This window comes from Streptomyces sp. NPDC093221, assembly GCF_044753885.1.
Lineage (GTDB): Bacteria > Actinomycetota > Actinomycetes > Streptomycetales > Streptomycetaceae > Actinacidiphila.
The window spans coordinates 659363-684447 of record NZ_JBIVOA010000003.1 but is presented as its reverse complement, the minus strand read 5'-3'; the positions used below and the strand labels follow the sequence as shown (position 1 = coordinate 684447).

Annotated in this window: 22 protein-coding genes, 1 tRNA gene and 2 pseudogenes; 13 read left to right on the top strand and 12 right to left on the bottom strand. The window is 70.0% G+C overall.

Going from position 1 to position 25085, the window contains the following annotated elements; translation table 11 throughout:
• Positions 1–13: 13 nt before the first annotated feature.
• Complete coding sequence (locus tag ACIQCJ_RS14815; protein ID WP_402711568.1) at positions 14–1048, bottom strand: saccharopine dehydrogenase family protein; 1035 nt, start codon at positions 1046–1048, stop codon at positions 14–16.
• 102 nt (positions 1049–1150) lie between these two features.
• Between ACIQCJ_RS14815 and ACIQCJ_RS14810 the strand changes: the two genes are divergently transcribed.
• The 4 genes from ACIQCJ_RS14810 to ACIQCJ_RS14795 all read left to right on the top strand — a co-directional run bounded on the left by ACIQCJ_RS14810 (position 1151) and on the right by ACIQCJ_RS14795 (position 6197).
• A complete protein-coding gene (locus ACIQCJ_RS14810; protein WP_355342836.1) occupies positions 1151–1411 on the top strand; it encodes a DUF5302 domain-containing protein in 261 nt (86 codons plus the stop codon).
• 188 nt (positions 1412–1599) lie between these two features.
• Positions 1600–3618, top strand: coding sequence for a M3 family metallopeptidase (locus tag ACIQCJ_RS14805; protein ID WP_402711567.1), 2019 nt, complete (start codon positions 1600–1602; stop codon positions 3616–3618).
• Positions 3619–3685: 67 nt separating this feature from the next.
• Complete coding sequence (locus ACIQCJ_RS14800) at positions 3686–4657, top strand: GNAT family N-acetyltransferase (protein ID WP_402711566.1); 972 nt, start codon at positions 3686–3688, stop codon at positions 4655–4657.
• 190 nt (positions 4658–4847) lie between these two features.
• On the top strand, positions 4848–6197 hold the full coding sequence (locus ACIQCJ_RS14795) for an MBL fold metallo-hydrolase (RefSeq protein WP_402711565.1): 1350 nt from the start codon (positions 4848–4850) through the stop codon (positions 6195–6197).
• On the opposite strand, the pseudogene ACIQCJ_RS14790 reads toward ACIQCJ_RS14795, so the two are convergent.
• Together ACIQCJ_RS14790 and ACIQCJ_RS14785 are read right to left on the bottom strand one after the other, a co-directional pair.
• A pseudogene (locus ACIQCJ_RS14790) lies at positions 6173–6794 on the bottom strand (GNAT family N-acetyltransferase). The gene ACIQCJ_RS14795 and the pseudogene ACIQCJ_RS14790 sit on opposite strands and share 25 nt — an antisense overlap.
• Positions 6791–9781: a glycoside hydrolase family 2 TIM barrel-domain containing protein gene (locus ACIQCJ_RS14785; protein ID WP_402711564.1), complete on the bottom strand. Its 2991-nt coding sequence runs from the start codon at positions 9779–9781 to the stop codon at positions 6791–6793. Before ACIQCJ_RS14785 ends, ACIQCJ_RS14790 begins: the two are co-directional and overlap by 4 nt.
• A 357-nt stretch (positions 9782–10138) precedes the next feature.
• On the opposite strand from ACIQCJ_RS14785, the gene ACIQCJ_RS14780 reads away from it, so the two are divergent.
• Positions 10139–10894 carry a hypothetical protein gene (locus ACIQCJ_RS14780; protein ID WP_401855848.1) on the top strand — a complete coding sequence of 252 codons (756 nt, stop codon included), beginning with the start codon at positions 10139–10141 and terminating at the stop codon, positions 10892–10894.
• A 289-nt stretch (positions 10895–11183) separates the two neighbouring features.
• On the opposite strand, the gene ACIQCJ_RS14775 is transcribed toward ACIQCJ_RS14780, so the two are convergent.
• Both ACIQCJ_RS14775 and ACIQCJ_RS14770 read right to left on the bottom strand, forming a co-directional pair.
• Positions 11184–12086, bottom strand: a complete 903-nt coding sequence (locus ACIQCJ_RS14775) for a transketolase C-terminal domain-containing protein (protein WP_355342876.1) — start codon at positions 12084–12086, stop codon at positions 11184–11186.
• A 167-nt stretch (positions 12087–12253) separates the two neighbouring features.
• The gene (locus ACIQCJ_RS14770) at positions 12254–12973 is read right to left on the bottom strand and encodes a transketolase (RefSeq protein ID WP_391051498.1); all 720 of its coding nucleotides are present in this window, start codon (positions 12971–12973) and stop codon (positions 12254–12256) included.
• 60 nt (positions 12974–13033) lie between these two features.
• Here ACIQCJ_RS14770 and soxR point away from each other — a divergent pair, with 60 nt between their 5' ends.
• Positions 13034–13582 (top strand): redox-sensitive transcriptional activator SoxR, encoded by a 549-nt coding sequence (gene soxR / locus ACIQCJ_RS14765; RefSeq protein ID WP_401311312.1) that lies wholly within the window; start codon positions 13034–13036, stop codon positions 13580–13582.
• Positions 13583–13664: 82 nt separating this feature from the next.
• Here soxR and ACIQCJ_RS14760 read toward each other — a convergent pair whose 3' ends face one another.
• The gene (locus ACIQCJ_RS14760) at positions 13665–13955 is read right to left on the bottom strand and encodes a YiaA/YiaB family inner membrane protein (protein ID WP_188280171.1); all 291 of its coding nucleotides are present in this window, start codon (positions 13953–13955) and stop codon (positions 13665–13667) included.
• 159 nt (positions 13956–14114) lie between these two features.
• On the opposite strand from ACIQCJ_RS14760, the gene ACIQCJ_RS14755 reads away from it, so the two are divergent.
• A tRNA-Pro gene (locus ACIQCJ_RS14755) sits at positions 14115–14188 on the top strand.
• Between the two features lie 115 nt (positions 14189–14303).
• On the opposite strand, the gene xerC is transcribed toward ACIQCJ_RS14755, so the two are convergent.
• The 4 genes from xerC to ACIQCJ_RS14735 are packed head-to-tail and all read right to left on the bottom strand — an operon-like array spanning position 14304 to position 16682.
• A complete protein-coding gene (gene xerC, locus ACIQCJ_RS14750) occupies positions 14304–15428 on the bottom strand; it encodes a tyrosine recombinase XerC (protein WP_402711563.1) in 1125 nt (374 codons plus the stop codon).
• Positions 15425–15694: an integrase core domain-containing protein gene (locus tag ACIQCJ_RS14745; protein WP_402711743.1), complete on the bottom strand. Its 270-nt coding sequence runs from the start codon at positions 15692–15694 to the stop codon at positions 15425–15427. The genes xerC and ACIQCJ_RS14745 overlap by 4 nt, the downstream gene beginning before the upstream one ends.
• Positions 15622–16371 carry a hypothetical protein gene (locus ACIQCJ_RS14740; protein WP_402711758.1) on the bottom strand — a complete coding sequence of 250 codons (750 nt, stop codon included), beginning with the start codon at positions 16369–16371 and terminating at the stop codon, positions 15622–15624. Before ACIQCJ_RS14740 ends, ACIQCJ_RS14745 begins: the two co-directional genes overlap by 73 nt.
• A complete protein-coding gene (locus tag ACIQCJ_RS14735; protein WP_402711562.1) occupies positions 16368–16682 on the bottom strand; it encodes a transposase in 315 nt (104 codons plus the stop codon). Before ACIQCJ_RS14735 ends, ACIQCJ_RS14740 begins: the two co-directional genes overlap by 4 nt.
• On the opposite strand from ACIQCJ_RS14735, the gene ACIQCJ_RS14730 reads away from it, so the two are divergent.
• The 3 genes from ACIQCJ_RS14730 to ACIQCJ_RS14720 all read left to right on the top strand — a co-directional run bounded on the left by ACIQCJ_RS14730 (position 16681) and on the right by ACIQCJ_RS14720 (position 19179).
• Positions 16681–18087: an RHS repeat-associated core domain-containing protein gene (locus ACIQCJ_RS14730; RefSeq protein WP_402711561.1), complete on the top strand. Its 1407-nt coding sequence runs from the start codon at positions 16681–16683 to the stop codon at positions 18085–18087. The genes ACIQCJ_RS14735 and ACIQCJ_RS14730 overlap by 2 nt on opposite strands.
• A 109-nt stretch (positions 18088–18196) precedes the next feature.
• The gene (locus ACIQCJ_RS14725) at positions 18197–18604 is read left to right on the top strand and encodes a hypothetical protein (protein WP_402711560.1); all 408 of its coding nucleotides are present in this window, start codon (positions 18197–18199) and stop codon (positions 18602–18604) included.
• A 128-nt stretch (positions 18605–18732) separates the two neighbouring features.
• Positions 18733–19179: a hypothetical protein gene (locus ACIQCJ_RS14720; protein WP_402711559.1), complete on the top strand. Its 447-nt coding sequence runs from the start codon at positions 18733–18735 to the stop codon at positions 19177–19179.
• 196 nt (positions 19180–19375) lie between these two features.
• On the opposite strand, the pseudogene ACIQCJ_RS14715 reads toward ACIQCJ_RS14720, so the two are convergent.
• A pseudogene (locus ACIQCJ_RS14715) lies at positions 19376–20473 on the bottom strand (integrase core domain-containing protein).
• Between the two features lie 193 nt (positions 20474–20666).
• Between ACIQCJ_RS14715 and ACIQCJ_RS14710 the strand changes: the two are divergent.
• Complete coding sequence (locus ACIQCJ_RS14710) at positions 20667–21440, top strand: transposase (RefSeq protein ID WP_402711558.1); 774 nt, start codon at positions 20667–20669, stop codon at positions 21438–21440.
• A 717-nt stretch (positions 21441–22157) separates the two neighbouring features.
• The gene (locus tag ACIQCJ_RS14705; protein ID WP_402711742.1) at positions 22158–22889 is read left to right on the top strand and encodes a transposase; all 732 of its coding nucleotides are present in this window, start codon (positions 22158–22160) and stop codon (positions 22887–22889) included.
• A gap of 53 nt (positions 22890–22942) precedes the next feature.
• Here ACIQCJ_RS14705 and ACIQCJ_RS14700 read toward each other — a convergent pair whose 3' ends face one another.
• Positions 22943–23668, bottom strand: coding sequence for a TIGR02391 family protein (locus ACIQCJ_RS14700; protein ID WP_402711557.1), 726 nt, complete (start codon positions 23666–23668; stop codon positions 22943–22945).
• A 383-nt stretch (positions 23669–24051) separates the two neighbouring features.
• Between ACIQCJ_RS14700 and ACIQCJ_RS14695 the strand changes: the two genes are divergently transcribed.
• Positions 24052–24897 (top strand): PIN domain-containing protein, encoded by an 846-nt coding sequence (locus ACIQCJ_RS14695; RefSeq protein ID WP_402711556.1) that lies wholly within the window; start codon positions 24052–24054, stop codon positions 24895–24897.
• Positions 24898–25085 lie beyond the last annotated feature (188 nt).

Here is a 25085-nt window from a genome sequence, read left to right as displayed (position 1 = left end):
CCCGGCGGCGCGCTCAGCCCAGCGCCTCCACCGTGACCGTCACCCCGTCCAGCGTGCCCGCGTAGTCCGCGCCCAGCGCCAGCGACGGCGTCTGAAAGCCGGTCGGCAGCCCCGGCAGCCGCCCGACGATCCGCAGCACGGAATCGGCCGTCATACCGTACGGGCCGGGGCCGGTGAGGGTCGCGGTCACCGTGTTGCCCGCCGCGTCGCGGGCACGGCCCCACACCTCGCTGCGGCTCCCGCTCAGGGCGCGCTCGCCGGGACCGCGCACCAGCTTGCCGACCACGCCCGCCAGCGCCCCGCGCAGCGGCCCGACCCGCAGCAGCCTGCTCGCGGCGAGCGCGGGCGTCGGCACGGGCACATAGGTGTACGTGGTCACGTCGGGAATGCCCGTCGAGTAGTAGGCGGTGCTGACATCGCCCCACGGGATCGACACGACCTTGCGGGTGCCGGAAGGGAAGGCGGCCTGCACCTGTCGGGAGCCGACCGGCACCGTACGGATCTCGCCGCCGGTACGGATCCTGCCGCCCACGCCCATGCCTTCGAGCGCGGTCCGCGCGGTACCGGGACTCGCCCCGCCGCCGATCAGGAAGGCGAGGTCGAGCTGGGTCGCGTCCGGCAGCCGGGCGGCGAGCAGCGCGGCGACGCAGTCGGTCGGCACCACGTCGAAGCCCGCGCCGGGCAGCAGGGTGATCCCGGCCTTCTCCGCGCGCGCGTCGAGCGCGTGCAGCGACTCGAAGACATCGATCTCACCGGTGATGTCCACATAGTGGGTACCGGAGTCGAGACAGGCCGTCGCCATCGGCAGCGCGGTGCGCGCGAACGGGCCCGCGCAGTGCGCCACCGTCTCCACGCCGTCCAGTCCATGGCGTATCGCGGCCGGGTCACCGAGACCGAACACCCGGTGTTCCAGGCCCAGTTCGGCGGCCAGCGGCACCAGTTTCGCGGCGTTGCGACCGGCCAGCACAGGGCGCTGTCCCAGTGCTGCGGCGCGGCGGGCGATCAAGCGGCCGGTGTAGCCGGTGGCGCCGTACAACAGCCAGGTCATCAGTCTGATCCTCCCCGGAAGTGGTGAACGGAACCGTACACGCGCCGTGTGCCCCGGCGATATCGGGTGGGCCGACGCCGTCCGGCATGCGACTCTGGTGGCATGACCGACCAAGAGCAGGAGGCCACCGTGGCCGCTGAAGCAGCACCGCAGGACGCCGCGGCGGAACCGGAGACCGATTCGGACGCCGAGGCGCAGGCGCCGGACGAGGACGAGGTGAAGCGGAAGTTCCGCGAGGCACTGGAGCGCAAGCAGAGCGCGCGCAAGGGATCCGCCTCGGGCGGCAACAACCAGTCCAAGATCCATGGCGCGCACGGCAAGGCCGGAGGACAGCGGGAATTCCGTCGCAAGAGTGGCGGCTGACACCGGGACCGTAGCCGCACGGCACCGCAGTCCCACCGCCGTACCGGCAGCACATCACCGTCCCACCGTCGTACCGGCATCACATCGGCGCCCGCACAGGTCAGTGACCTGTGCGGGCGCTTTTCACGATCCGCGCGAGCGCTCGTCACGGCCTGACGGCGGGCAGGGCGCCGCGTAGGGTCGACGGGGTGACGACGAATCCGTTCCTCAGCCCGAGTCCGCTGCCGTACGAGCTGCCGCCGTTCGCCGACATCAGGGACGAGCACTACCTGCCCGCCTTCGAGCAGGGCCTGGCGGAGCACCTCGCGGAGGTCGAGGCCATCGCGGCCGACCCGGAGCCCGCGACCTTCGAGAACACCCTCGTCGCGCTGGAGCGTTCGGGCGCGCTGCTCGCCCGGGTGAGCGCCGCCTTCTTCAACCAGGCGTCCGCGCACATCACCCCCGCCGTGCAGGAGACCGAGTCGCGGATCAGCCCGCTGCTCGCCGCGCACAGCGACGCCGTCCGCCTCAACCCCGGCCTCTACGCCCGGATCACGTCGCTGTACGACACCCGCGACTCCCTCGGCCTCGACGCCGAGTCGCTGCGCCTGCTGGAGCGCTACCGCACCGCCTTCCAGCGCTCAGGCGCGGAGCTGGACGCGGACGGCCAGCGACGGCTGCGCGAGCTGAACGCCGAGATCGCCGCCGCCTCCACCGCCTTCGGCCAGAACATCGTCGCCGCCAGCAAGGCCGCCGCCCTCGTCCTCGACGACCCCGCCCAGCTCTCCGGCCTGTCCGCGGACGCGATCGCCGCCGCGGCCGAGAACGGCACCGCGCTCGGCCACGACGGCTCCTACGTACTGAGCCTGCGCAACTTCTCGAACCAGCTCGAACTCGGCTCGCTGGACGACCGCGACGTGCGCCGCCGCCTGCTCACCGCGTCCCTGAACCGCGCCCAGGACACCAACGGCCCGCTCGCCGTCACCATCGCCACCCTGCGGGCCGAACGCGCCGCGCTGCTCGGCTACCCCAGCCACGCCGCGTACGTCGTCGCCGACCGCACCGCGGGCACCCCGCAGGCCGTCACCGACCTGCTCGACCGCCTGGTGCCGCCCGCTCTGGCCAACGCCGAGCGTGAGGCGGACGCCCTCGCGGAACTGGCGGGCGGACCCGTCGAGGCGTGGGACTGGTCGTACTACGCGGAGAAGGTCCGCAAGGAGCGCCACAACATCGACGAGGCCGCGCTGCGCCCGTACTTCGCGCTCGACAAGGTGCTGCACGACGGGGTCTTCCACGCCGCCCACGAGGTCTACGGCATCACCGTCACCGAACGCCCCGACCTGGTCGGCTACCACCCCGACGTCCGGGTCTTCGAGGTCTTCGACGCCGACGGCAGCCCCCTCGGCCTCTTCCTCGGCGACTTCTTCGCCCGCGCGTCCAAGCGCGGCGGGGCCTGGATGAATTCCCTGGTCAGCCAGTCGGAACTGCTGGGCAAGCGACCGGTGGTGGTCAACAACCACAACATCGCCAAGCCCGCGGCGGGCGAGCCCGCGCTGCTGACGTTCAGTCAGGTCGACACGCTCTTCCACGAGTTCGGGCACGCGCTGCACGGCCTGTTCTCCGCCGTCCGCTACCCGTACTTCTCCGGCACCAGCGTGCCGAGCGACTTCGTCGAATACCCCTCCCAGGTCAACGAGATGTGGTCGCTGTGGCCCTCGGTCCTGGAGCGCTACGCCGTCCACCACGAGACGGGCGAGCCGATGCCCGCCGACGTCGTCCAACGCATGCGGGACGCCGCCCGGTTCGGACAGGGCTTCACCACCGTCGAATACCTCGCCGCCGCCCTGCTCGACTGGGCCTGGCACACCCTGCCCGCGGGCACCGACCCCGGCGACGCGCTGGCGTTCGAGGCGGCGGCGCTCAAGAAGGCGGGACTGGCCCACCCCGCGATCCCGCCGCGCTACCGGACCACGTACTTCCAGCACATCTTCGCCAGCCAGTACAGCGCGGGCTACTACTCCTACATCTGGAGCGAGGTCCTGGACGCCGACACCGTCACCTGGTTCGAGGACAACGGCGGCCTGCGCCGCGCCAACGGCGACACCTTCCGCCGCGCGCTGCTCTCCAGGGGCGGCAGCGTCGACCCGATGGCGGCCTTCGCCGCCTTCCGCGGCCGGCCGCCGCGCACCGAGCCGCTGCTGGAGCGCCGGGGGCTGCTGACGCCGTGACCGCCCCGCGCGGCCGACGCCGGAAAACGGCGTGCGCGCGGTCCGGGCGCGGGGCCACCATGGGCCGATGAGCTGGACGATCACCGCGGACCTGACCGCGTTCGAGACCGAGGCGGGACCGTTCCTGCGGGAGCGCCCGGTGGAGAATTCGGTGCCGGTCACCGTCACCGCCGCGCTGCGCCGCCGCGGGCTCGACGCGTACGGCGGGCAGCCGCCGCTGTTCGGCTGGTGGCGCCCCGAACCCGGCGCCGCGGTCGCCGCGGCCTTCCTCCGTACGCCGCCGCAGCCGCCGCTGCTGACCGGCGGCCCGCCGTCCGCGGCCGGTGAGCTGGCCGAGGTCTGGTCCGGCGAGGCCCCTGGCGGGGTGCGCGGCGAGCGCGAGAGCGCCGAGGCGTTCGGCGCGGCCTGGGCCGCGAGGACCGGCGCCGAGGTCACGGTCGAGCGCGCCACGCGGCTCTACCGGCTCGGGGACCTCACCCCGCGCAGGCCCGCGCCGCCCGGCCGCGCCAGGGTCGCGGGCCCCGCCGACCGCGAACTGCTGCTGCGCTGGCACCGCGCCTTCACCGTCGACATCGGCGAGCCGCCCGTGGACGACGAGCGGGCCGTGGACGACGCCATCGCGCTCGGCGGACGCACCGTGTGGGAGCGGGACGGCGAGCCCGTCGCGATGGCCGGGAGGGCCGCCGACGCGGCGGACCCGTCGGGCACCGTCCGGGTGGTCGCCGTCTACACCCCGCCCGCGCACCGGGGCCACGGGTACGCGGGCGGCGCCACCGCGGCCGTCTCGCGCGCCGCGCTCGACGCGGGCGCCCGCGATGTCGTGCTCTTCGCCGACCTCGCCAATCCGGTCAGCAACGCGCTGTACCGGCATCTGGGGTTCCGGCCGGTCCGCGACCACGTGTCGCTGGCCTTCGGTGACGGGGATCGGGACGGGGACGGGGACGGGGACGTGCCGGGCGGCGGGGGCGTGGAGAGCGGCGGGGACGTGTCGGGCGGCGGGGCCTTGGCCGGCGGCGGGAGCGGCGAACCGGGGGAGTGACGCGAAACGGCCGTCGCGGCGGCCGGGCCGCCGTAAGCGGATATGACGGCAGATGTGACACCGGGGACGGGGGAGAACCGGTGAAGGCGGCCCGGCCCGGGGCCTCGGCGCCCCGGCGGGCGCGGCGGACCGCCGCATAATGGGTGGTGGCGGGACCCCGCCGCTCGTCGTCATCTGCTCTGGAGGACCCGTGACCGGCGCCGGCCGACAGCCGTCCCGCCTCGTGAAGATGCGCCCCCCGTCGTTCGGCGCGGACCCCACGGGCGCCCGGCTGGAACGCATCCTTTCCTCACCGAATTACGCGGACGGCGCCTTCGTCAACCCCGTCGGCGCCCGCAGCGTCCCCAGCGGCAGCATGTTCAAGGCGCTTCCGGCCAGTTTCCGCAAGGAGGCCAGGCAGCCGCGCAAGCCCGCGGGGCCGGTGCCCCTGCACCCCACCACGCTCGCCGACATCGCGCGCCCGCCCGCCTCCGGGCTGCGGCTGACCTGGATGGGCCACTCCACGGTGCTCGCCGAGATCGGCGGCAGGCGCGTGCTGTTCGACCCGGTGTGGGGCGAGCGCTGTTCGCCCTTCGCCTTCGCGGGCCCCAAGCGCGTGCACCCCGCGCCGGTCCCGCTGGAGTCGCTGACCGGCCTGGACGCGGTCGTCATCTCGCACGACCACTACGACCACCTGGACATGCCCTCCATCGTCGCGCTGGTCCGCAGCGACGCCGTCTTCGCGGTGCCGCTGGGCGTCGGCGCGCACCTGGAGCACTGGGGCGTACCGCCCGAGCGGCTGCGCGAGCTGGACTGGAACGAGTCCACGGAGATCGCGGGGCTCACCCTGACCGCCACCCCGGCCCGGCACTTCTGCGGACGCGGCCTGCGCGGTCGCCAGCAGACCCTCTGGGCGTCCTGGGCCGTCACCGACGGCACCCACCGCATCTACCACAGCGGCGACACCGGCTACTTCCCCGGCTTCGCGGACATCGGCGCGCAGCACGGCCCGTTCGACGCCACGATGATCCAGATCGGCGCCTACAGCGAGTACTGGCCCGACATCCACATGACCCCGGCCGAGGGGCTGCTGGCGCACAGCGACCTGTCGGGCGGCACGCCCGCGGGCACGATGCTGCCGATCCACTGGGCCACCTTCAACCTGGCCATGCACTCGTGGGCGGTGCCCGCCGAGGGCAGCGTCGCCGCCGCGCGCGAGACCGGGGCGAAGATCGCCACCCCGAGGCCCGGCGCTCCCTTCGAGCCCGCCGACGAACAGCCCGAGGACTGGTGGTGGCGGGCCGTGGCCATGCCGCCCGCGGGCGGCTGGCCCGCGCGGCCGGAGCACGCGGAGGGGACCGAGCGGATCAACGCACCGGACGGGCCGGAGACCGCCGAGGCTCCCGAGGCCGCCGGAAGCGTGGACGGGGACGCGGCGGCCGGGTCCGGCTCCGGGTCCGAGTCCGCTTCCGGCTCCGAGGCCGGGCCCGGCTCTGGCTCCGATTCCGAGGACGCCGGTCGTACGGACAGCGGCGACTACGAGGTGGCGCGGCCCAAGTAGGTCAGCTCCCCGGCGTCCGGCACCGCGATCTCGTGGAAGCCGAGCCGGTCGTAGAAGGCCCGCGCGGGAGCATTGGCGGTGAGCATCCCCAGATGCACCGCCGGTACGCCCCTTGGCGGCCAGGGCGCCGAGGAACGCCTCCATCAACGCCCGCCCGTGGCCGCCGCGTTGGAAGTCCGGCAGCACATCGATGTGCAGATGCGCCGGATACGCGGCCAACTCCGGCTGCCGCGCCATCCGTTCCGGGTGGTGCAGCAGCACGGCCATCGCCTCGCTCGGCGTCCCCGGCTCCCCGGCCGGCTCGGGGAAGCGGTCCGCGACCGTCGGCAGCCACTCGTCGCGGAAGCACTCGACGAAGGCCGCCGTGTCACCGGTGCCCAGCACGTAACCGACCGCCCGGCCGTGCCCGTCGTCCAGCACGAAGGCCGCCTCCGGCTCCAGCACGGCGTACGGCGCCGCGAAGATCGCCCCCAGCAGCTCGTGGTCCCGCTCCGGATACCGCGCGCTCGCGTCCCCGCCCGCGTCAGCCGTGCGCAGGCAGATGTCGTACAGCGCGGGCAGGTCCTCCGGCCTGAACGGGCGTATCGCGGTGGTCACTCGGTCTCCAGAAGCGGGAGGTCCGCGGGCTCCTCGGGGTCAGCGGCGGCGGGCAGGCTCATGAAGGTGAACGCGAAGGCGGCAGGAGCCGCGCGCAGTTGGTGCCGGGGGAGTACGTCGGGGCCGCAGGCCGCGCTGCCCATGCCGTGCAGCGCGTGGTCGAGGTGCACCCACAGCACCTCGGAACGCGTCAACTCGTGGGTGTGCGTGGCCCGGTCGAGTTCCCCGGTGCTCCACGGACGGGCGGTGAACCAGAACGGCGGCTCGCCCTCCACGTGCAGCCCGGTGCCGTCCGCGCGGCGCAGCCGCGCCCACCGCACGTCCGCGCGTGCGCCGTTCTCCTGGGGGCGTACGTACGGCGTCTGGAGCCCGTCCACGGTGCCGGTGTACCGGCCGATCCGGGACGCGGCGCGCGTGTCGGGGTACGCTTCGCCGGGGCCGCCGCCGTACCACTCGACGCGGTCCAGGGTCTGGCACAGCCCGAGCCGTACCCCGAGCCGGGGGAGCGGCAGCGTCCAGTCGCCCTCGGGCGTGACCTCGACGCCCAGGCGCAGCCGGTCCCCGGTGGCCGTCCAGGTGTAGACGGTACGCAGCGCCAGATCGGAGGAGGCCGGGGCGACCCGGGTGGTGACGGTGAGCGCGTCACCGCCGACGGCCACGGAGACGATCCGGTGCCGCATCCGGTCGAGACCCAACTCCCGCCACAGCCGGTCCAGTTGCCCCTCGGGATTCCAGTCCGCGCCGCGGTCGTTGTCGGTCGGGGCACGCCACACGTCCAGCACGGGTCCGGTGACCGCCGCGCCCTCCAGATAGCGCAGCGTGCCGTCCGCCGCGTCGAAGACGCCGGGGCCCAGCACGATCAGACCGCCCTCCGCGAGCCGCGGGGAGTGCGGATCGCCGACGCGCGCGGTGGCCGCGTCCGCCGGCGCGGGGGCCGCGAACTGCGTCCACGCCACCTCGTGACCCGACGGCGCCCACGCGGTGTCCTCGGCGAGCACCGCCCGCACCGTCCACCACCCCTCGCCGCGGCCCACCGTCCGCGCCGCCCGCGGCAGTTCGAGCACCGCGCTCTGCCCGGGGCCGAGCGACGGCACCTCGAACCGGCCCGCGTCGCTCCGCGCGCCCGCCACCTCGTACGACCAGCGGAACGCCAGATACGACAGGTCGGTGAAGTCGTGCAGATTGGTCACCGTGACCGTGCCGCGCTCCGCGTCGCCCTCGATCCTCACCGGCTCGACGACCTTCTTGTACTCGGTCAGCCCCGGTGACGGCGTGCGGTCGGGGAAGACCAGCCCGTCGCAGACGAAATTCCCGTCGTGCATCTCCTCGCCGAAGTCGCCCCCGTAGGCGAAGTACGACGTCCCGTCCGCGGTGCGCTGCCGCAGCCCGTGGTCGATCCACTCCCAGACGAAGCCGCCCTGGCAGCGCTCGTACGCCTCGAACAGCCGCTGGTACTCGCTGAGTCCGCCGGGCCCGTTGCCCATCGCGTGCGCGTACTCGCAGAGAATGAGAGGCAGTTCGCGCCGGTGCTTGTCCAACTCCGCGTCCGCCAGCGGCGGTTCCTCGCGGCGGCCGATCAGCTCGGTCTCGGCGTGGTTGGCGTACATCCGGGAGTAGACGTCGGTGTCGGCGCAGGTGAGGTCGCCCTCGTAGTGGATCGGCCGGGCCGGGTCACGGCGCCTGATCCAGTCCGCCATCGCGGAGAGCCCGGCGCCCGTGCCGCACTCGTTGCCCAGCGACCACATCACCACCGACGGATGGTTCTTGTCCCGCTCCACCATCCGCGCGGCCCGGTCCAGCAGCGCGGGCGTCCACCGCTCGTCGGCGACCGGGTTGCCGCGCCAGCCGACCACCTCGAAACCGTGCGTCTCCAGATCGCACTCGTCCATCACCCACATGCCCAGCTCGTCGCACAGATCGAGGAAGGCCGGATGCGGCGGATAGTGGCTGGTGCGGACCGCGTTGATGTTGTGACGCTTCATCAGCAGCAGGTCGCGGCGCATCGTCTCGCCGTCCACCACCCGGCCGTGGTCGGGGTCGAACTCGTGCCGGTTCACCCCGCGCAGCAGAATCCGGCGGCCGTTGACCTTCAGCACACCGCCCTCCACCGCGACGGTCCTGAAGCCGATCCGCAGCGGTATCCGCTCGCCCTCGGTCGCCAACTCCGCGTCGTACAGCCGCGGTACCTCCGCCGACCACGGCTCCACCGGCACCGTCACCTCCTCACCGGTCGCCAGGTCGAGCCCCAACTCCGGTACGGTCACCGTCCCGCCCGGCTCGCAGTCCACCCGCAGCGTGCCCGTGCCGCTCGCGTGGTCGTAGCCGCAGTGCACGAAGAAGTCGGTCACCGCGCCCTCGGGCCGCTCGATCAGCGTCACATCGCGGAAGATGCCGGGCAGCCACCACTGGTCCTGGTCCTCCAAGTAGCTGCCGGACGACCACTGGTGGACCCGGACCGCCAGCACATTGCCGCGCGGGCGCAGCAGTTCGCCGACCTCGAACTCCACCGGCAGCCTGCTGCCCTTGAAGGTCCCCAGCTCCTGCCCGTTCAGCCACACCCGCGCGCACGAGTCGACGCCGTCGAAACGCACCACCGCCGCGCCGCCCGGCCAGTCGTCCGGCAGGTCGAAGGCGCGCAGATGGTCACCGGTCGGATTCTCCGTCGGCACGTGCGGCGGGTCGACCGGGAACGGGAAACGGACGTCGGTGTACGCGGGCCGCCCGTACTCGTGCTCATGGGTGTGCCCCTGGAGCGGCCAGTGCGACGGCACCGTCACCGCGCCCCAGCGCGTCGCGTCGAACCCCGGCTGGGCGAAGGAGTCGTCCTCCGCGTCCGCCGTCGCCGACAGCCGGAAGCGCCAGGCGCCGCCGAGATTCACCCGCCGCGCGTCCGACACCGCCCACCACGCGCGCGGCGCGAGCGCGCCGGTGCCGGGCGACACATCCTCGTAGTACGGAACTACCCCGGACTGTGACGCGTCGCGCATCGTGCTGCTCCTCATGAGGATGCTGGTGGTGTGCCCGCTGTATCGCATGCGGCTGTACGGGTATGGGGCGGTATCGGGCTGTACGGCCGCCAGGCTCCGCGGCCCCCAACGGCGTTGGGACATGCCGGTGGCCTGGTCGGTCACGGATGATTCTCCTGAGATGAGGGCCCGCGTGGCTAGGGCCTGTCCGGGGGAGCGGGTCGGCTCCGCGCCGGGCGCGGCGGTGACGTACTGCCCTCCGCCGTAAGGGAGTTGGCGGTACCTGCCGATTTGACCGGCGTACGGCGGCGCTGGGAGCATGCCCGCCCGGGGCGCGGGGGGCGGACCCGTGGTGCGGACGAGGGGGGGCGCTTCACCATGACGGACTTCACGACCGTTCACGTCGCGGCGGCGAATGCCGGGACCGGCCGGGGGCCGGCCGCGGCGGCCGAGCCGATCAGCGGGCTCAACGGCGGCTCCGCGCTCGTCCTCATCTCGGTGGTGGTCGTGGCCGTCGCAGCGGTCGCGGTGATACCGCTGATCATGGATGTGCGGCGGGCCACGGCCTGGCGCCAGCAGATCACCGACCGGCTGCTCGAGGACGCGGCCCGCGACCACGAGGTACGCGACCTGCTGCGCGACCTCCGCGAGCCGCGCGGCGTCCGCGGTCTGACCCGCAGCGTCATCGCCGTCCTCATCCTCGCGCTCGTCGCCTTCGCGCTGGCCGTCGCGATGCTGTCGTCGGGCGCCGACTCCGGCGACCTCCGCAAGACCATCGTCACCTCGCTGATGACCGTCCTCGCCACCGTCTCCGGCTTCTACTTCGGCTCGCTCGGCGCGCAGAACAGCGCGGAGGACGCGCGGCGGCAGGTGGGGCGGTCTTCGGCGGCCCCGCCGAAGCCGGGCGCCTCCGGCGGGGGTGCCGCCGGGGGGAGCGGCAAGGGGGCGGTGCCGCCCGCGCCGGGGCCGGGCGCGCCTGGTGGTCCGGGCGCTGTCGGGGCTCCTGGCGGTCCGGCTGCTCCGGCGGGTGCTGGCGCTTTCGAGGGCGGGCCCGCCGCCGCGCAGCCGACGCACTCGGCGGGCGTACCGCGGCAGGGGGCCGTACCGGCGCCGGAGGGCGGGCACGGGGCCTGAGGGGTTCTCGCCGAGTCGACTCCAGGTCGGGAGTCGGGAGCCGGGAGCCAGAGCCGGGACCGGAGCCTGGCCCGGGACCGAGGCCGGGCGCGTACGGGCACCGAGGCTTTCCCGACCCCGGCCGGGGCGGTACGGGGCCCCGAGCCTTCCGACCGCGGCCGGGGTCAACGGCCCTCAGTTCCATGCATTCGGACCGCGCCCCCGGCCTTGCCGCCCGCGCCCCGGTCGTACGGTTCCGGCCTCGGTCCGCGGGCGGGCGGTGCCGCCCTCCGCCACGTCCCCTCGCGGGTCAGACCCGCAGGAACGCGTCGATCCGGGCCCGTAGCGACCGCGCGTCCAGGCCGTGCCCGGCCACGTGCTCCTGCCAGGTGCCGTAATGGCGCAGTTCGGCGCGGCGGGTGCCGAGCGCGAGCACGCGGTGCGGGACGTCGGCCAGCGCCTCGGCGGCGTGCGCCGAGGACGTACCGGTGAGGTAGGGCTCCACGACGACGAGGTCGGCCGCATCGGTCCGAGCGGTCGCCTCCCGTACGGTCGCCGCGTCGAACGGCCGTACCGTCGAGGCGTACAGCACCGTCACATCGCGCCCGGCCGTCGCGTCGAGGACGGCGTCCAGCATGGGCCCGACGGCCAGGACGACCCCGGCGCGCCCTTCGCGCAGCACCTGGAAGCGGCCGGGCGAGACGGGTCGCGGCGCCACGTTCGAGTGATCGCTGAGCCGTACGTAGACGCGGCTGTCGCCGTCCGCCGCCGCGTGCCGCAGCAGCGCGTCGGCCTCGTCGGGGTGCCCCGGCACATGGACGGTCCAGCCGTCGAGCGTGTCGAGCAGCGCGACGTCGCCCGGCGCCTGATGCGTACGCCCGCCCGCGGCGACGTCGTACGAGGCCCCCGCGCTGACCAGGACCGCGCCCACGCCCTGGTGCCCGATGTCGAGCTTGACCTGCTCGAAGGCCCGCTCGGTCAGGAAGCTCGCGAAGGTGTGCGCGATCGGCCGCAGCCCGGCGAGCGCCAGTCCGCCCGTCGCGCCGACCAGCAACTGCTCCCTGATCCCGACGTCGATCACCCGGTCGGGGTGGGCGCGGGCGGCGTCACTGAAGCGGTCCGAAGAGATCACGGCGAGGACGACGGCCAGCCGCGGATCGGAGTCGAGCAGTTCGGTGGTGACGGCGGCGAACCGCTCCCGCATGGTGTCCATGGAATCCCCAGTCATGTCGTTTCTTCGCCTGCCCTCAGCCGCGGTCTCGGTCGCGGTCTCGGCCTCGGCGTCGGTCGCGGGCTTGGCGTCGGTCGCGGTCTCGGATGCTGTCGCTCGGGTGTCGACGTTCGGGTGACGTCGCTTGCCGTCACCCGTGGACCCGGCGGTCACTTCGGCTCGACGCGGGCGACCACGGCGTGCGGCCGTCCCGGATGCGGCGCGGTGAACGCCTCGTACAGCGCGGCGTGGTCCCGGCCGTCCACGGTCACCGCGGACCAGCCCTCAGCGGCGAACCGCGAGGCCAGCCCGCCCGGCCAGCCGTACGTGGCCGAGGCGTTGTCGACCGCGACGACGTGGAGCCGGTCGAGGCCGACCGCCCCCGCGTACTGCACGGCCTCGTGATTGCTGCCCTCGTCCATCTCGGCGTCGCCCACGAGCACCCATACCGCCGGTTCGTCCAGCCCCTGGGCCCGCAGCCCCAGCGCGCTGCCGACGCCCAGACCGAGCCCGTGCCCGAGCGACCCGGAACCGATCTCGACGCCCGGTACGAGCGTGCGGTCCGGGTGGTGGCCGAGCGGGGAGTCGTACGTCCCGAAACCGGCCAGCCACTCGTACGGGATGAAGCCCTTGGCGGCGAGAACGGCGTAGTACGCCATCGGGCCGTGGCCCTTCGACAGCAGGAAGCGATCCCGGTCCGGGGCGTCGGCGCTCTCCGGCCCGACCCGCAGTACCCGGTCGTACAGCACCCACAGGACGTCGAGGGTGGACGTGGCGGCGGTGTCGTGCTTCTCGTCGCCGGTCATCCGTGACATCAGGTGGCGCAGGTCGTCGTAGCCGTAGCGCTCGGGCTGTTCTGAGTGGCCGGACGGCCCGGTGCGGTGCGTCATCGTCATGGGACGACCTTGCAACTTCAAGCCGACTTGAAGTCAAGCGTATGCTGGGCCGATGTGACCCTCTCCACCCGTGACCTGCTGCCCATCGGCGAGCTTTCGGCCCGCAGCGGCATCGCCGCCTCCGCGCTGCGCTATTACGAGGACCTCGGGCTGATCCACTCCGAGCGCACCTCGGGCGGCCAGCGCCGCTACCGCCGCTCCACGCTGCGCCGGCTCGCCTTCATCCGCGCCGCCCAGCGCATCGGGCTCTCGCTCGACGAGGTCGGCGCGTCCCTCGCCCGGCTCCCCGTCGACCACGTCCCCACCACCGCCGAATGGAACGGCGTGGCCCGGTCCTGGGAGCAGCGCATCGACGACCAGATCGCCGAGCTGCGACGCCTCAAGGCCAAGCTGACCAGCTGCGTCGGGTGCGGCTGCCTCTCCCTGACGCGCTGCGGTCTCTACAACGTCGACGACGCGGCGGGGGCGGCGGGCCCCGGAGCCCGCTATCTGCTGGGCGACACGCCTCCCGAAACGGCTTCCCCGCCCCCTCCTTCTGCCGCGTCCTCTCCGTCTTCCGCGCCCTCCCGGTGCGACGCGTCCGACGCCCCCGTTACGCCCTGAGGGCCCCCGCCGGGGCGATCCCCGTGGAGGCCCCCGACCGTCGGAAGTCCCGCACCCGCACGCGTCGCGCGCGGGCCGCCGACTAGATGCCCTCCATCTTGAAGGGGTCGTGCTCCGCGAGCAGCTTGTCGAGCCGCGCCTGGTCCACCCGGCTCACGACCTGCCCGACCTCCTGCCGGTCGCGCACCACCTTCGCCAGCGTGAACGCCGCCGTCACCACATACAGCAGTCCCAGCCCCAGAAACGCCCGCTCCCATCCCCCCACCGGCAGATACGCCACCCCGACCACCATGGCCCCCAGCGCCACCGCGAACGAGATCGCCGCCTGCGCCGCATACGCCGCCGTCGTCTCCTGCTGAATCGGTTTCGTCATGCCCCGACCTTCCCCCCGCCCCGCCCCACCCCACATGAGTACCCCTACTCAACTCCCCCCGCCCCGGCCCCCACCCCCTCTGCGCACAAACACCCCCCGAGGTGCGGTATCGTTCTCGTGCACGGTCACCCGGGGCCACCACCCCGACCGACCAAGCACCGGGACGTGGCGCAGCTTGGTAGCGCACTTGACTGGGGGTCAAGGGGTCGCAGGTTCAAATCCTGTCGTCCCGACTGGGAGTTAGCTCCAAGTCGCAGGTCAGGGCCTTGTTTCACGACAGTGAAACGGGGCCCTTGATCGTTTTCCGGGGCCGCCTCTCACAACTTCTCACATCGGTAATGATCATGGTCAGCCGAGCAGGTCGCCGAGTTTGTCCGAACCCGCCTTGAGGCTTTGCGGGTCGGGGTGGACGTAGACCCGCTTGGTGAAGCTGAGGTCGGAGTGGCCGGCCCATGCGGATACAACGGTGTCGGGGACACCGTTGTTGGCCATCCAGGAGAGCGTGGCGTGGCGGGCGTCGTAGAGGCGGACCTTCCGGACTCCTGCGGCCTTCATGAGTTTGTACGCCTCGCGGCGGAGCTTGTCCGTCTTGAAAGGGTTTCCCAGCTCGTCCACGAGAACGTATCCGCTGTCGGTGTACGCCTCTCCGGCGCCGAGTTTCTCCCTCGCCTGGATCGCTCGGAAGCTCTTGAGTGCCTTGTGGGCGGGAGCCGGCAGGGGCAGGATGCGCTTTCCGGCCTCGGTTTTGGTGTCTTTTTCGACGATCTTGTTGCGGGATCCTTTCTCCTGCCGGCGGTCGTAGACGATGGTGCGGGTGTTCTGTACCGCGATCGTGCCGGCTCCGTCGAGATCGACGTCCTCATCCCAGCGCGCGCCGCAGACCTCGGCGGGGCGCTCGGCGATGAGCGCCAGCATCATGGCTGCGTGGAGGCGGTGTTCCGTGATCGCCTCCAGGAAGGTCCTCACCTCGCTTTCGTCCCACGGCCTGTTGGCCTTCTTGTTGGCTTCTGCCTTCTTCTTGGCGTCGCGGGAGATGGTCACGTGCTGGGCGACGTTGCGGACCATGAGTCCGCGGCGGACTGCGAGGTTCATCGCTGCGCGCAGTCGGCCCAGGGAGAGCTGTACGGACCTGATGCCGAGCCCGGTTCCGGGCTGGCCGCCTCGGCGTCGCCCGCTGGTGAGCATCCAGTCGACGAGGGACTCGATGTCCTCCTCGGTCAGGCTCTGGAGGTCCTTGTCGCCGCTGTGGGTGCGAACCGGGACCATGGCGCTTTCGTAGTTGGAAGCGGTTCCCTCCTCGACATCGCGTGTCGCGCTCTTGAGCCATATGTCCAGCAGGTCGTTCAGCGTCAGCTTGCTGGGGGCGACGAAGCTGCCGGTGCTGAGTTCGTTCCGGATGCGGGAGAGTTCGGCGAGCGCCTCCTTCTTGGTCTTGAGGGTGCGGGTGAGCTGCTTGCGCTTGTCCCGCGTCAAATAGTTGGCAGGTTTTCGGGTTCTGGAAAGTTGGGGATGAGGGGGTTGGCGGCGCCGGTGTGGACGTCGTGGGGACGGTTCCAGGCGAGGGCTTCGTGGGGGCGGACGGTGTTGTAATCGTGCCGGTAGTCCTCGGCGTGACGGATGAGGTCGAGGGCGTCGGTGATCTCCTCGAGGAAGAGCTTCTCGTACTTCATGGAGCCGAAGCCGCGCTCGCGTGAGCCGTTCTGGCCCGGGGTGCGGACCCGGGTGCGGACGTGCCGCAGTTCTGGGTGGGTGGTGATAAGGCCTCGAACCGGAACGCGCGGAACGGGCCGCCGTTGTCGGTGACGATGGTGACCAGCGGCTGCACGGTCCCGTCCGCGTCGCGCGGAGCGAGGTCCAGCAGTGCTCTGCCTGCGAGCACCTCGGCTTCGCGGATGGCGAGTTCGATCGCCGCTATCGCGTCGTGCTGGTTCGCGGTGGGCGAGACGTGCCAGCCCAGCTCGTACTTCGACCAGTAGTCCCGGCAGCCGGCGAGCCGCCAGGTCCCGCCCGAGGCGGTCTCGAACTCGGAGAAATCCAGCTGCCAGACCTGGTTCGGGCCGGTGGGCTCCGTCGCGAAGGCGGCTTTGCGGCGGGCGGCGAGCTGCCGGCGTTCGCGCTGGTAATTGGCCTCCAGCAGCAAGCTCTCGTCGCGCAGCAGCCGCAACACGGTGGCCTGCGAGACGCGGTGGCCGTCGTGACGGCACATCGCCCAGACCTTGCGATGGCCCCAGGCCGGATGCGCGAGCGCGTGCCGGCGAGCTGTCTCCCGCACGCCCTCGCGCGCCGGACGCGGCCACGGCCCGCGAGCCTGGACGCCCTGACGGGCCCTGGCCTGGTGGCGGCGCCAGGTCCGCTCGGGCACGCCGATCAGCCGGCAGAACCTCGCGGTCGGCATGCCCGCCTCGACGCGGATCACCTCGAGGTCCTCGAAGGGCCCAGCCGGCCCTCCGCGGACTTCTTCCACACCCGCAGCTCGACCGCTGCTTCACCCAACGCCTGGGTCAGATCCGCGACCTGCGCTTCGAGCTGCTGTTCCCGCGTACTGGGACCGGACTTACCGGCCAGTCCAGCGCGGCCGGACTCCAGGAACTGGCGCTTCCAGGTCCCGATCGACTGCTCGGACACCTTTACCCGCCGCGCAGCCTCGGCAACGGTCATCTCACCGGCCAGGATCGACAGCACGATCCGGACCTTCTCCTCCGGCGGAAGCGCCGGCGGTCTCACCATGATCGATCAGACTCCTTCACACGACAGAGCCCGCAAGAAACAGGCTCTGCCACAAAGTCTGACGCGCGACACCGCCACCCAGGCCACGGCCTGCCCCAACACCGCCGCGGGCACCACCTACACCTACGACGGCGTCGGCAACCGCACCACCGCCACCACCAACGGCGCACTCACCACCTACGCCTATAACGACGCCGACCAGCTCACCAGCACCCTGACCGGCACCACCACCCGCGCCTTCACCTACGACAACGACGGCAACCAGACCGGTGCAGGCGCTAACACCTACACCTACGACGCCACCAACCACCTCACCGGCCTGACCACCGGCGGCTCCACCTACACCTACGGCTACGACGCCGACGGCAACCGCACCACCGCCAAGACCAACGGCGCCACCTCCCGCACCACCGTTTGGGACACCAACTACGCCCTGCCCCAGGCATCGTCGGACTACAACGCCACCGGCTACCTCATCGCGTACTACCAGTACAACCCGCTGGAACAGATCCACGCGCAGACCAATAGCGACGACGCCGCGTTCTATTACCACCACGACCAGCTCGGCTCCGTCACCGACCTCACCGACGCAACCGGAGTCCTTCAAACCAGCTACACCTACACCGCCTACGGCGAATACACCCAGACCAACACCGCTACCAGCCCGCCCGCCAATCCCTTCGTCTTCACCGGCCAATACCGTGAACGCACCACCAACGCAGCCGGACTCAACCTCCGCGCCCGCAACTACGACCCCACCCTCGGCCGCTTCACCACCACCGACCCCATCAAACTCCGCGTTGACACGCCGTACAACTCCGCCTACTCGTACGCCGACAACTCACCAACCTCAAAGACAGACCCGACAGGCCAATGGGCCGTAAGCCCCGGTAGCATCATTGGAAAGCTGGCAGAACGAGAGGCACTGCGCCTCGGCCTCGGACAGACCGTCCGTACTGCAATCAGTGGCGTTACATGGGCTCTCGACCCCCTCGGATTCACGACCCACACGATTAGGGGAGACAAATACCTTTGGATTCTGCCCAAGCCGAAGGATTTGACAAAACCGCAACGGGATGAAGTGGTCGACGATTGCGTCGCAGATTCTCGATTCAACATGACGGAGTTCGACTGCCGCGAACTTCCCGTCATGGTCGTCGACGGCACCCTGATGCCGAATATCGCAGTTAATGACCAGACTGCCATACTCCGCGGCTACCCATTCATCTTGCACGCGAATCGTGATCGAAAGATTCGGTCCATGAAGCGCAGAGCCGCAGGCTGCAACACTACGCACTGGAAGGGGCCCGGGACCTGCGATGAATACCCGTTCGCTTCAAGCCTGGAAGGCGGCTCTGGGTCCCAGATCATGGGAGTTCATGGAGAACAGCATCCAAGGAGGTAAAATCAGCACCTTCTACCAGAACACTCCAGTTCGGCACGGTCAACGCTATCTCGTAAAAGTCATCAATGTGAAGTTGCCGCACGGGCTTCACTGATTATGGAGATTAGATGTGAGCAGAGTCCTCAAAAGAATCACGATGACGCCAGAGTGCAGGCAGATCATGGTCCGCGATTTCGGCACTTCGGATGCGCCCGAATGGGAGACGGGTGATGAGCCGTTGGCGTGGTTTCCCGGGAGTTTCATGATTGGCACAGTCGACGATACGGATGGGGATGTGACCGTTGAAGTCAGACTCGGTGCTGCCGATACGCCAGGTGCGAGAACAATTTTCGACGGAATTTTCTCGTGCACTTCTGGAATCGTGAGTATTATGACCCCAACGGAGTATGACAACGAAACCCTGCGGCTGCCCAGGGCTGGTGACTGGAAGATGCGTATCGCCGTCAAGGGAGCCGAGCGGCCTGACTATGTAGCGATCATCTTTGATGATAAGGAATGGTCGACTGCATTGACATGACGCTGGCAAATTGTCACTGCGCTTTCGCGCTCCTGGTGCCAGCCTTTGACGAATCTTCACGTCGTCCGACCCAGACGTTTCTCTGCCACATGGAAGTTAGGCGGAGGCGAAAAGAAGAGGCGATGGGCATGAGCACCCTGATCGCCGCGACGACCGTCTCCCCGGCCTGGAGCCAAATAGTAGTCGAGAACTTCGGGAATTCAGAAACCCCAGAATGGGATACTGGTGAGGAGCCGCTCGTCTGGACTCCTGGCTGCTACCTAATCGAAACTGTCGACGACATGGAATCGAACGTCCTGGTGGATTTCCGTGTGGGAGTCATCGACGTACATGATGTGCGTGAAATTCATAATGGGAATTTCGTTTGCGCGTCAGGCAGGGCGAGCGTGTGTGCCCCGGCTATGGCCCAGAAGGCAGTTCTTACTCTGCCGAGGGCAGGCGATTGGGCTATCAGAATCGCCGTTCGGGGAAAATTCAGACCGGATTATGTCGTGGTTTTCTTCAATGAAGATAAGTGGTCGGATTCCATGAACGGTAACGCACTCGCCGAAGGCTCAGGTGAGCCTCTGCGCTGATAGCCGCGTGGATGCGGGCTGTGATCTCCGCTTCGGACTCTCCGTTTTGTACGCCGACTTGGATAGTGTTCGGATAGCACGGGACCGTCAGACAGCGCCACGTATACCCTGCCTGCAGATCAACGCCGCAACTACAGGACACCATCCGCGTCACACCGCCCGACGGTGCCTCTGCCGAAAACCTCATCTGCGCAGGTCACGCGGCATGTTGGTACGCGTGGAGGATGCCGCCGAGTCGGTCGCTTTTTCGTATGTCGAGGCGCGCGATCTGCTCCGGGTCGGTGATCGGCGGCGGCAACGGGTGCAGGGGGCGGGCGTTGGCGATGCCCTGGTGCGGGCGGTGCTCGTTGTAGAACTGTTCGAACTCCCGTAGGGCATGGAGCAGGTGGCGGTAGTTCCAAATGAGGGTGCGGTCCAGTAGCTCGTGGCGGCACGTCTGCACCCATCGCTCCATGATCGAGTTCATCCGTGGCATCCGCACGCCGCTGAGGACGACCTCGATGCTGGCGTCGGTGAGGATGGTGTCGAAGAGGGCAGGGAACTTCCCGTCGCGATCGCGGATCAGGAACTTCGCCCGGCAGCCCGCGTCTTCGAGGTCCATGACCAGGTTCTTCGCCGCCTGGGTCATCCAGGGCGCGGTGGGGTGCGCGGTCGCGCCCAGGACCCGGATGCGCCGGCTGGCGTGCTCGATCACCGCGAACACGTACAGCCGGGCTCCGGACAGGGTGGTGGTCTCGAAGAAGTCACCTGCCAGCAGAGCGTCGGCCTGGGAGTGCAGGAAGTCCGCCCAGGTGCTCGATGCCCGTTTGGGCGCCGGTGGGATGCCGGCGTCCTCAGGATTTCCCAGACGGTGGAGGCGGCTACTTTCACTCCGAGAACGAGCAGTTCGCCGTGCACGCGCCGGTACCCCCAGTTGGGGTTCTCTCGGGCCAGGCGCAGTACGAGGGCCCGGATGGAGCGGACAGTGCGCGGCCGACCTCCGCGGTGGTGCCGGGATCGCGCGGCGTGCCGGCGGGCCACCAGATCCCGGTGCCAGCGCAGGACCGTGTCCGGCCGCACCAGCAACCGCATGCGGCGCAGCGCCTCCTTCGGGAGGTGGTGCAGCAACGCCGCCAGGGAAAACTCGGTCCCCCGGATCGAACTGGATTCGCTGCCCGCTCAGTTGCCGTTCCAGCACGGCGATCTGATGGTGTAGCGCCAGGATCTCGATGTCCTTGTCCCGGTCGCTCATCGGCAGCAGGCGCAGCATCGCGAACACGCTCGGCACGCTCAGGTAGACGAGTTTCAACAGCACGACCGATCATCATGCCGAGGCGATCGTCATCCCCGCCAGAGCGCCACGTCAGCGTCCGTATCCGGTAACGCGAAGGTCCCGGCACACCCATTCTGACCAGGGTGGATGAGGTTATCGGCAAGGGCAGGCCTGCTAAAATCCTGGGACTAGAGGATGTCCCGTAACTGCTGGTCAGGGGTGAGATGATCTTGTCGTGGCTGGTGTGATCACGGCGTCGGAGCCCTCCTGCATAGGCCCGTTCACCGGGCTGAGCCCCCGGCAGTTCAGTAAGTTGATCACTGCGTTGCGGCGTGAGGGAGCCGATCCGGTCCGCAAGGGCCGGCCGTGGTCGCTGCCGCTGGAGGACCGGGTGCTGCTGGTGGCCGCGTACTGGCGCACCAACCTCACCCTGCGTCAACTCGGCCCGTTGTTCGGCGTCTCGAAGTCGGCGGCCGACCGGATCGTCGCCCACCTTGGGCCGGCTCTCGCCCTCCAGCCCCGGCGGCGGTACCGTAAGGAGGCCGTGCTCATCGTGGACGGCACCCTGGTCCCCACCCGTGACCGGACCGTGGCCGCCTCCAGCAAGAACTACCGCTACTCCACCAACCACCAGGTCGTCATCGACGCCGACACCCGCCTCGTGGTCGCCGTCGGCCGACCGCTGCCCGGCAACCGCAACGACTGCCTGGCCTGGCAGGACTCCGGAGCGAAGGCCGCCGTCGGCACCACCCCCACGGTGATCGCCGACGGCGGCTACCGCGGCACCGGCCTCACCATCCCGCACTACCGCCGCCACAAGAACGAGGAACTGCCACCCTGGAAGGACGAGCACAACGCCTCCCGCCGCAAGGTCCGAGCCCGCGTCGAGCACACCTTCGCCCACATGAAGAGCTGGAAGATCCTCCGCGACTGCCGCCTCAAAGGCGACAGCGTCCACCACGCCATGCTCGGCATCGCCCGCCTTCACAACCTCACCCTCACCGGATAACAGGCAAACGAGCAGTTCAGCCTGCATGCCTCAGATCATTTACGGGACATCCTCTAAGGGTTGTCCCGCTATTTGTGCGTCCGGCCCATCGTGTGGTGGCGCGGACACTGACCGGGCGGCCGACTGGCGAGATCGGGCTCTAGGAATCCGGTTGGGCCCGCCCGCGGACGATGCGTATCCTCTCAGACCATGTGCTACCACGCGTTCAACGGCGCCTTCCGGCACTACGTATGCATCGCGTGCCGGCTCTCCTTCAAAGGCAGCACATGGCCGATCCGGAAGCGCATCTGTCCCGGCTGTCGTGAACAGCTCGTCTTCGCTGGCTACGACTTTGCTGCGCCCCGGCGACGCGACACGAAGGCATGGTCAGTTGTTGCGACTGTGCTCGCGGAGGGGCTGACCTACGATCACCGCCCCGGCTGCGGCTGCTCACGGCTCCCCTCTCTCCGACCCCGGACCCGAGCTCAGGTGCGTGTCCGGCGCCGCGCAGCCGAGCGGCTGGGCCTGCCTCTGTCGGTGACTCTCGCTCGACACGACGCCTTCACCTCGGAGAGCCGCGACGAGCAACCGCCCTCCCCGTCGGCCGCGAAGCGCGATACGACCTGAGCGCCGCGGCGACGCGGCAAGCCGCGCTGGCCATGTGAGCGGTCAGGGCGTGGTTCGCCTTGAGAAGATCCCGCTGTGGCTGGAATGATCACGGCAGCGGAGCCGCCCTGAATACCCTCGTTCACCGGGCTGCGCTCGCGCGACTTTCGAAAGCTGGTCACGCTGTTGCGCCGAGAAGGCGCCGATCGAACTCGCCGCGGGCGTCCCTGGTCACTGCCGCTGGAAGAGCGGGTACTCCTGGTCACCGCGTACTGGCGGACCAACCTGACGTTGCGGCAGCTCGCCCCACTGTTCGGTATCTCCAAGTCATCCGCCGACCGGATAATCGGCCACATCGGGCCGCTGCTGGCACTCAAGCAGCGGCAGCGGTTCCACGCCGGCACCGTGCTCATCGTGGACGGCACACTGGTGCCTACCCGCGATCACAGCATCGCCGAGCAGTCCAAGAACTACAGGTACTCGACCAATCACCAAGTGGTCGTCGACCCTGACACACGGCTGGTCGTTGCGGTCGGACGACCAATGCCGGGCAACCGCAACGACTGCAAGGCATGGGCAGAATCGGGTGCGAAGGCAGCCGTCGGCAGGACCACGACCATCGCCGACGCTGGCTACCAGGGCACTGGCCTGGTGGTCCCGCATCGTCGGCCCGCGGGCGGCGAACTGTGCGGATGGAAGCATGAGCACAACCGCTCCCACAAACAGGTCAGGGCTCGTGTAGAGCACGTCTTCGCGCGCATGAAGACCTGGAAGATCCTTCGCGACTGCCGACTCAAGGGTGACGGTGTCCACTACACGATCTTGGGTATCGCCCACCTACACAATCTTCGTCAGGCCCGCTGATCGGACGGCCGACCGGCAACCAGGAGCGCACAAGATCAATTGCGGGACAGCCCTTAGCCGTTCCTGGCCCTGGCACGGTCGACCTGGCGCAGCAGCAGGTCGGCGAACTGGATGATCTGGGCTGCCTCGATCGGGTCGTCGAAGTCGACGGTGCGGTGGCTGGAGGGGTCCTTGTAGCGGCCCATGGCCCCGGCGAACAGTGCGGACTCGGCCTCCTGCTCGCCGCCCTCGGCGCCGGCGTCGGCCAGCGGCCCGCCGGGCTTGCCGTTCTGGTGCGGCTGGAACGCCTTACGCATCAGCGGAACACCGACGAGAGAGTCATCGAGTCCGGAGGCGTCGCGGACGGCGACCTCGACCGCCTTCATTGCAGCGAAGCACGCGGTCTCATAGTCCGCGAGGTCAAAGTTGGTGCGCACCGTTTTCTCCAGGTCCGGATGGAGCGGACCGGCGAGCCGTGTGCGGGCCTCGAACCTCGCCTTCCCCTGCGGGTCCGCGGCCAGATCCCGCCCATCGCGGGAGAGTTGCCGGAAGTTCTCCGACTGGCCGGGGACACGGGAAAGCAGCGCGTCGGCCTCCGGCCAGGTCCAGGCATCGGAGAGCCGATTCACGAGAGCGTCGGTGTCCGGCTCTTCCTGGTACGTCTGGCGGGCGCTTCCCATCGTTCCCCCGTACTGCAGGAGCCCGCCGCGAGCAAGGTTGCGCAGGAGGAGGAGCGCGACGTCACGGGCGGGTGATTGCCGGAGCTGATCCGCCGGGACCGGCGGCTCGTACGTGAACATGAACGCACGCTACGCGGCCACTCGCCCGCCCGCCCCGGCTTCAGCGAGAAGGGCCATCCGCTGGGACGTTTGATTTGCGTTCGACTGGCGTGGAAGCTCGATCCGGGAAGTGGTCAGGTGAAGATGTCCGGCGCCACTGAACCTTTACCGGTGGCTGTCTCCTCTGCCGCCGAAACCGCCCGGTCTCTGATCGGAGCGGCCTCAGCCCAGTTCCTTCTTCGCTATGCCCTCAGTGTCCCGTGCTGCGCCCTGGCACGATCAAGCCATGCTCATCACCCCGCAGCCCGGCGCCAACCGCATCAACGTCCTCCGCAACGTCGCTACCGAAGCTGTCAACCTCCAAGGCGTGGCCGCCTCGACCGCTTGACTGGGCTGCGTCCTCAGTGCGGCTGCTTCGAGGCCAGATCAGCCCGCGCGACATCGACTCCCTCATCCTCACCCCGGCCTACGCCACACTCTTGACCGGCGTCGCCTCCCCCGGGCAAGCCGAGCGGATCGGGAACAAGCTCGTCGACCTGGAGGTAGCCGATCGCATCGACGCCCTGAACAAAGCCGTCCGCGACCTCGAAGAGCGCCTCAGCCGCTGGCGCGACGACATCACCTATGTTCTGCCCGACTCCAGCTTCTACCTCGAACACCCCGACAGGGTGGATGCCATCGACTTCCACGACCTGCTCAGTGCATCTGAGAGCCGCCCAGTCATCGTGCTGTTCCCCATGGCCGTTATCGACGAACTTGACCGACTCAAGGAGACCAAGGACACCCACGTGCGCTGGCGGGCCGGCTACACGCTCGCCGTGCTCGACCGCATCATCAGCAACCAGGGACGTGGGATCCTGCACGGGCCCGAGACCCGGCAGAACGGCACCGACATCGCCTTCCGCGCCGAGACTTCGGTGGAAGTCCTCTTCGACCCGCCCGGCCACGTACGCCTGCCCATCGCCGACGACGATATTGTTCTGCGCGCCCTCGGTGCCAACAGCCTCGCGGGCTGGCGGGGCGTCACCCTCCTCACCTACGACACCGGCCAGGCCACCCGCGGCCGTTTCGCTGGCCTGACGGTGAAGAAGCTTCCGCACCCCGCAGGTGCCGGAGACGAGCCAGAGCGCGACACTCGCGGCGGTGGCCAGCCGCGCGGCACCGGTATCCGGGCCCAGCGCAAGAACCGCCGCGAGGCAGAACTCGCCGAGGCTGACGCTTGCGGCAAGGACGAGGCGCAACAACCCTGATCGTCCGCAAGCGAGATCGCATGCGCATTCGTACTCCGCAAGTCGCCGCACCGCATCACCACACTTCAGCGGCTTGACGGCTGACCTCCTGCGTAGCGTCTCCGGGGCGCTGAATACGTGTGCGCAGCCGTCGCGCCCCGCGCGGTGAGACGGATGGACCGACGCGACGCATCTCCCTCACCACGCCG

What these genes read in the sequence shown, in the direction of transcription:
- ACIQCJ_RS14800 (WP_402711566.1), top strand. Translation starts at nt 3,686, where the DNA reads ATGAGCTGGACGATCACCGCGGACCTGACCGCGTTCGAGACCGAGGCG.
- ACIQCJ_RS14700 (WP_402711557.1), bottom strand. Translation starts at nt 23,668, where the DNA reads ATGTTCACGTACGAGCCGCCGGTCCCGGCGGATCAGCTCCGGCAATCA.
- ACIQCJ_RS14730 (WP_402711561.1), top strand. Translation starts at nt 16,681, where the DNA reads ATGATCGATCAGACTCCTTCACACGACAGAGCCCGCAAGAAACAGGCT.
- ACIQCJ_RS14760 (WP_188280171.1), bottom strand. Translation starts at nt 13,955, where the DNA reads ATGACGAAACCGATTCAGCAGGAGACGACGGCGGCGTATGCGGCGCAG.
- ACIQCJ_RS14735 (WP_402711562.1), bottom strand. Translation starts at nt 16,682, where the DNA reads ATGGTGAGACCGCCGGCGCTTCCGCCGGAGGAGAAGGTCCGGATCGTG.
- ACIQCJ_RS14775 (WP_355342876.1), bottom strand. Translation starts at nt 12,086, where the DNA reads ATGGACACCATGCGGGAGCGGTTCGCCGCCGTCACCACCGAACTGCTC.
- ACIQCJ_RS14815 (WP_402711568.1), bottom strand. Translation starts at nt 1,048, where the DNA reads ATGACCTGGCTGTTGTACGGCGCCACCGGCTACACCGGCCGCTTGATC.
- ACIQCJ_RS14770 (WP_391051498.1), bottom strand. Translation starts at nt 12,973, where the DNA reads ATGACGCACCGCACCGGGCCGTCCGGCCACTCAGAACAGCCCGAGCGC.
- ACIQCJ_RS14785 (WP_402711564.1), bottom strand. Translation starts at nt 9,781, where the DNA reads ATGCGCGACGCGTCACAGTCCGGGGTAGTTCCGTACTACGAGGATGTG.
- ACIQCJ_RS14780 (WP_401855848.1), top strand. Translation starts at nt 10,139, where the DNA reads ATGACGGACTTCACGACCGTTCACGTCGCGGCGGCGAATGCCGGGACC.
- ACIQCJ_RS14810 (WP_355342836.1), top strand. Translation starts at nt 1,151, where the DNA reads ATGACCGACCAAGAGCAGGAGGCCACCGTGGCCGCTGAAGCAGCACCG.
- ACIQCJ_RS14720 (WP_402711559.1), top strand. Translation starts at nt 18,733, where the DNA reads ATGAGCACCCTGATCGCCGCGACGACCGTCTCCCCGGCCTGGAGCCAA.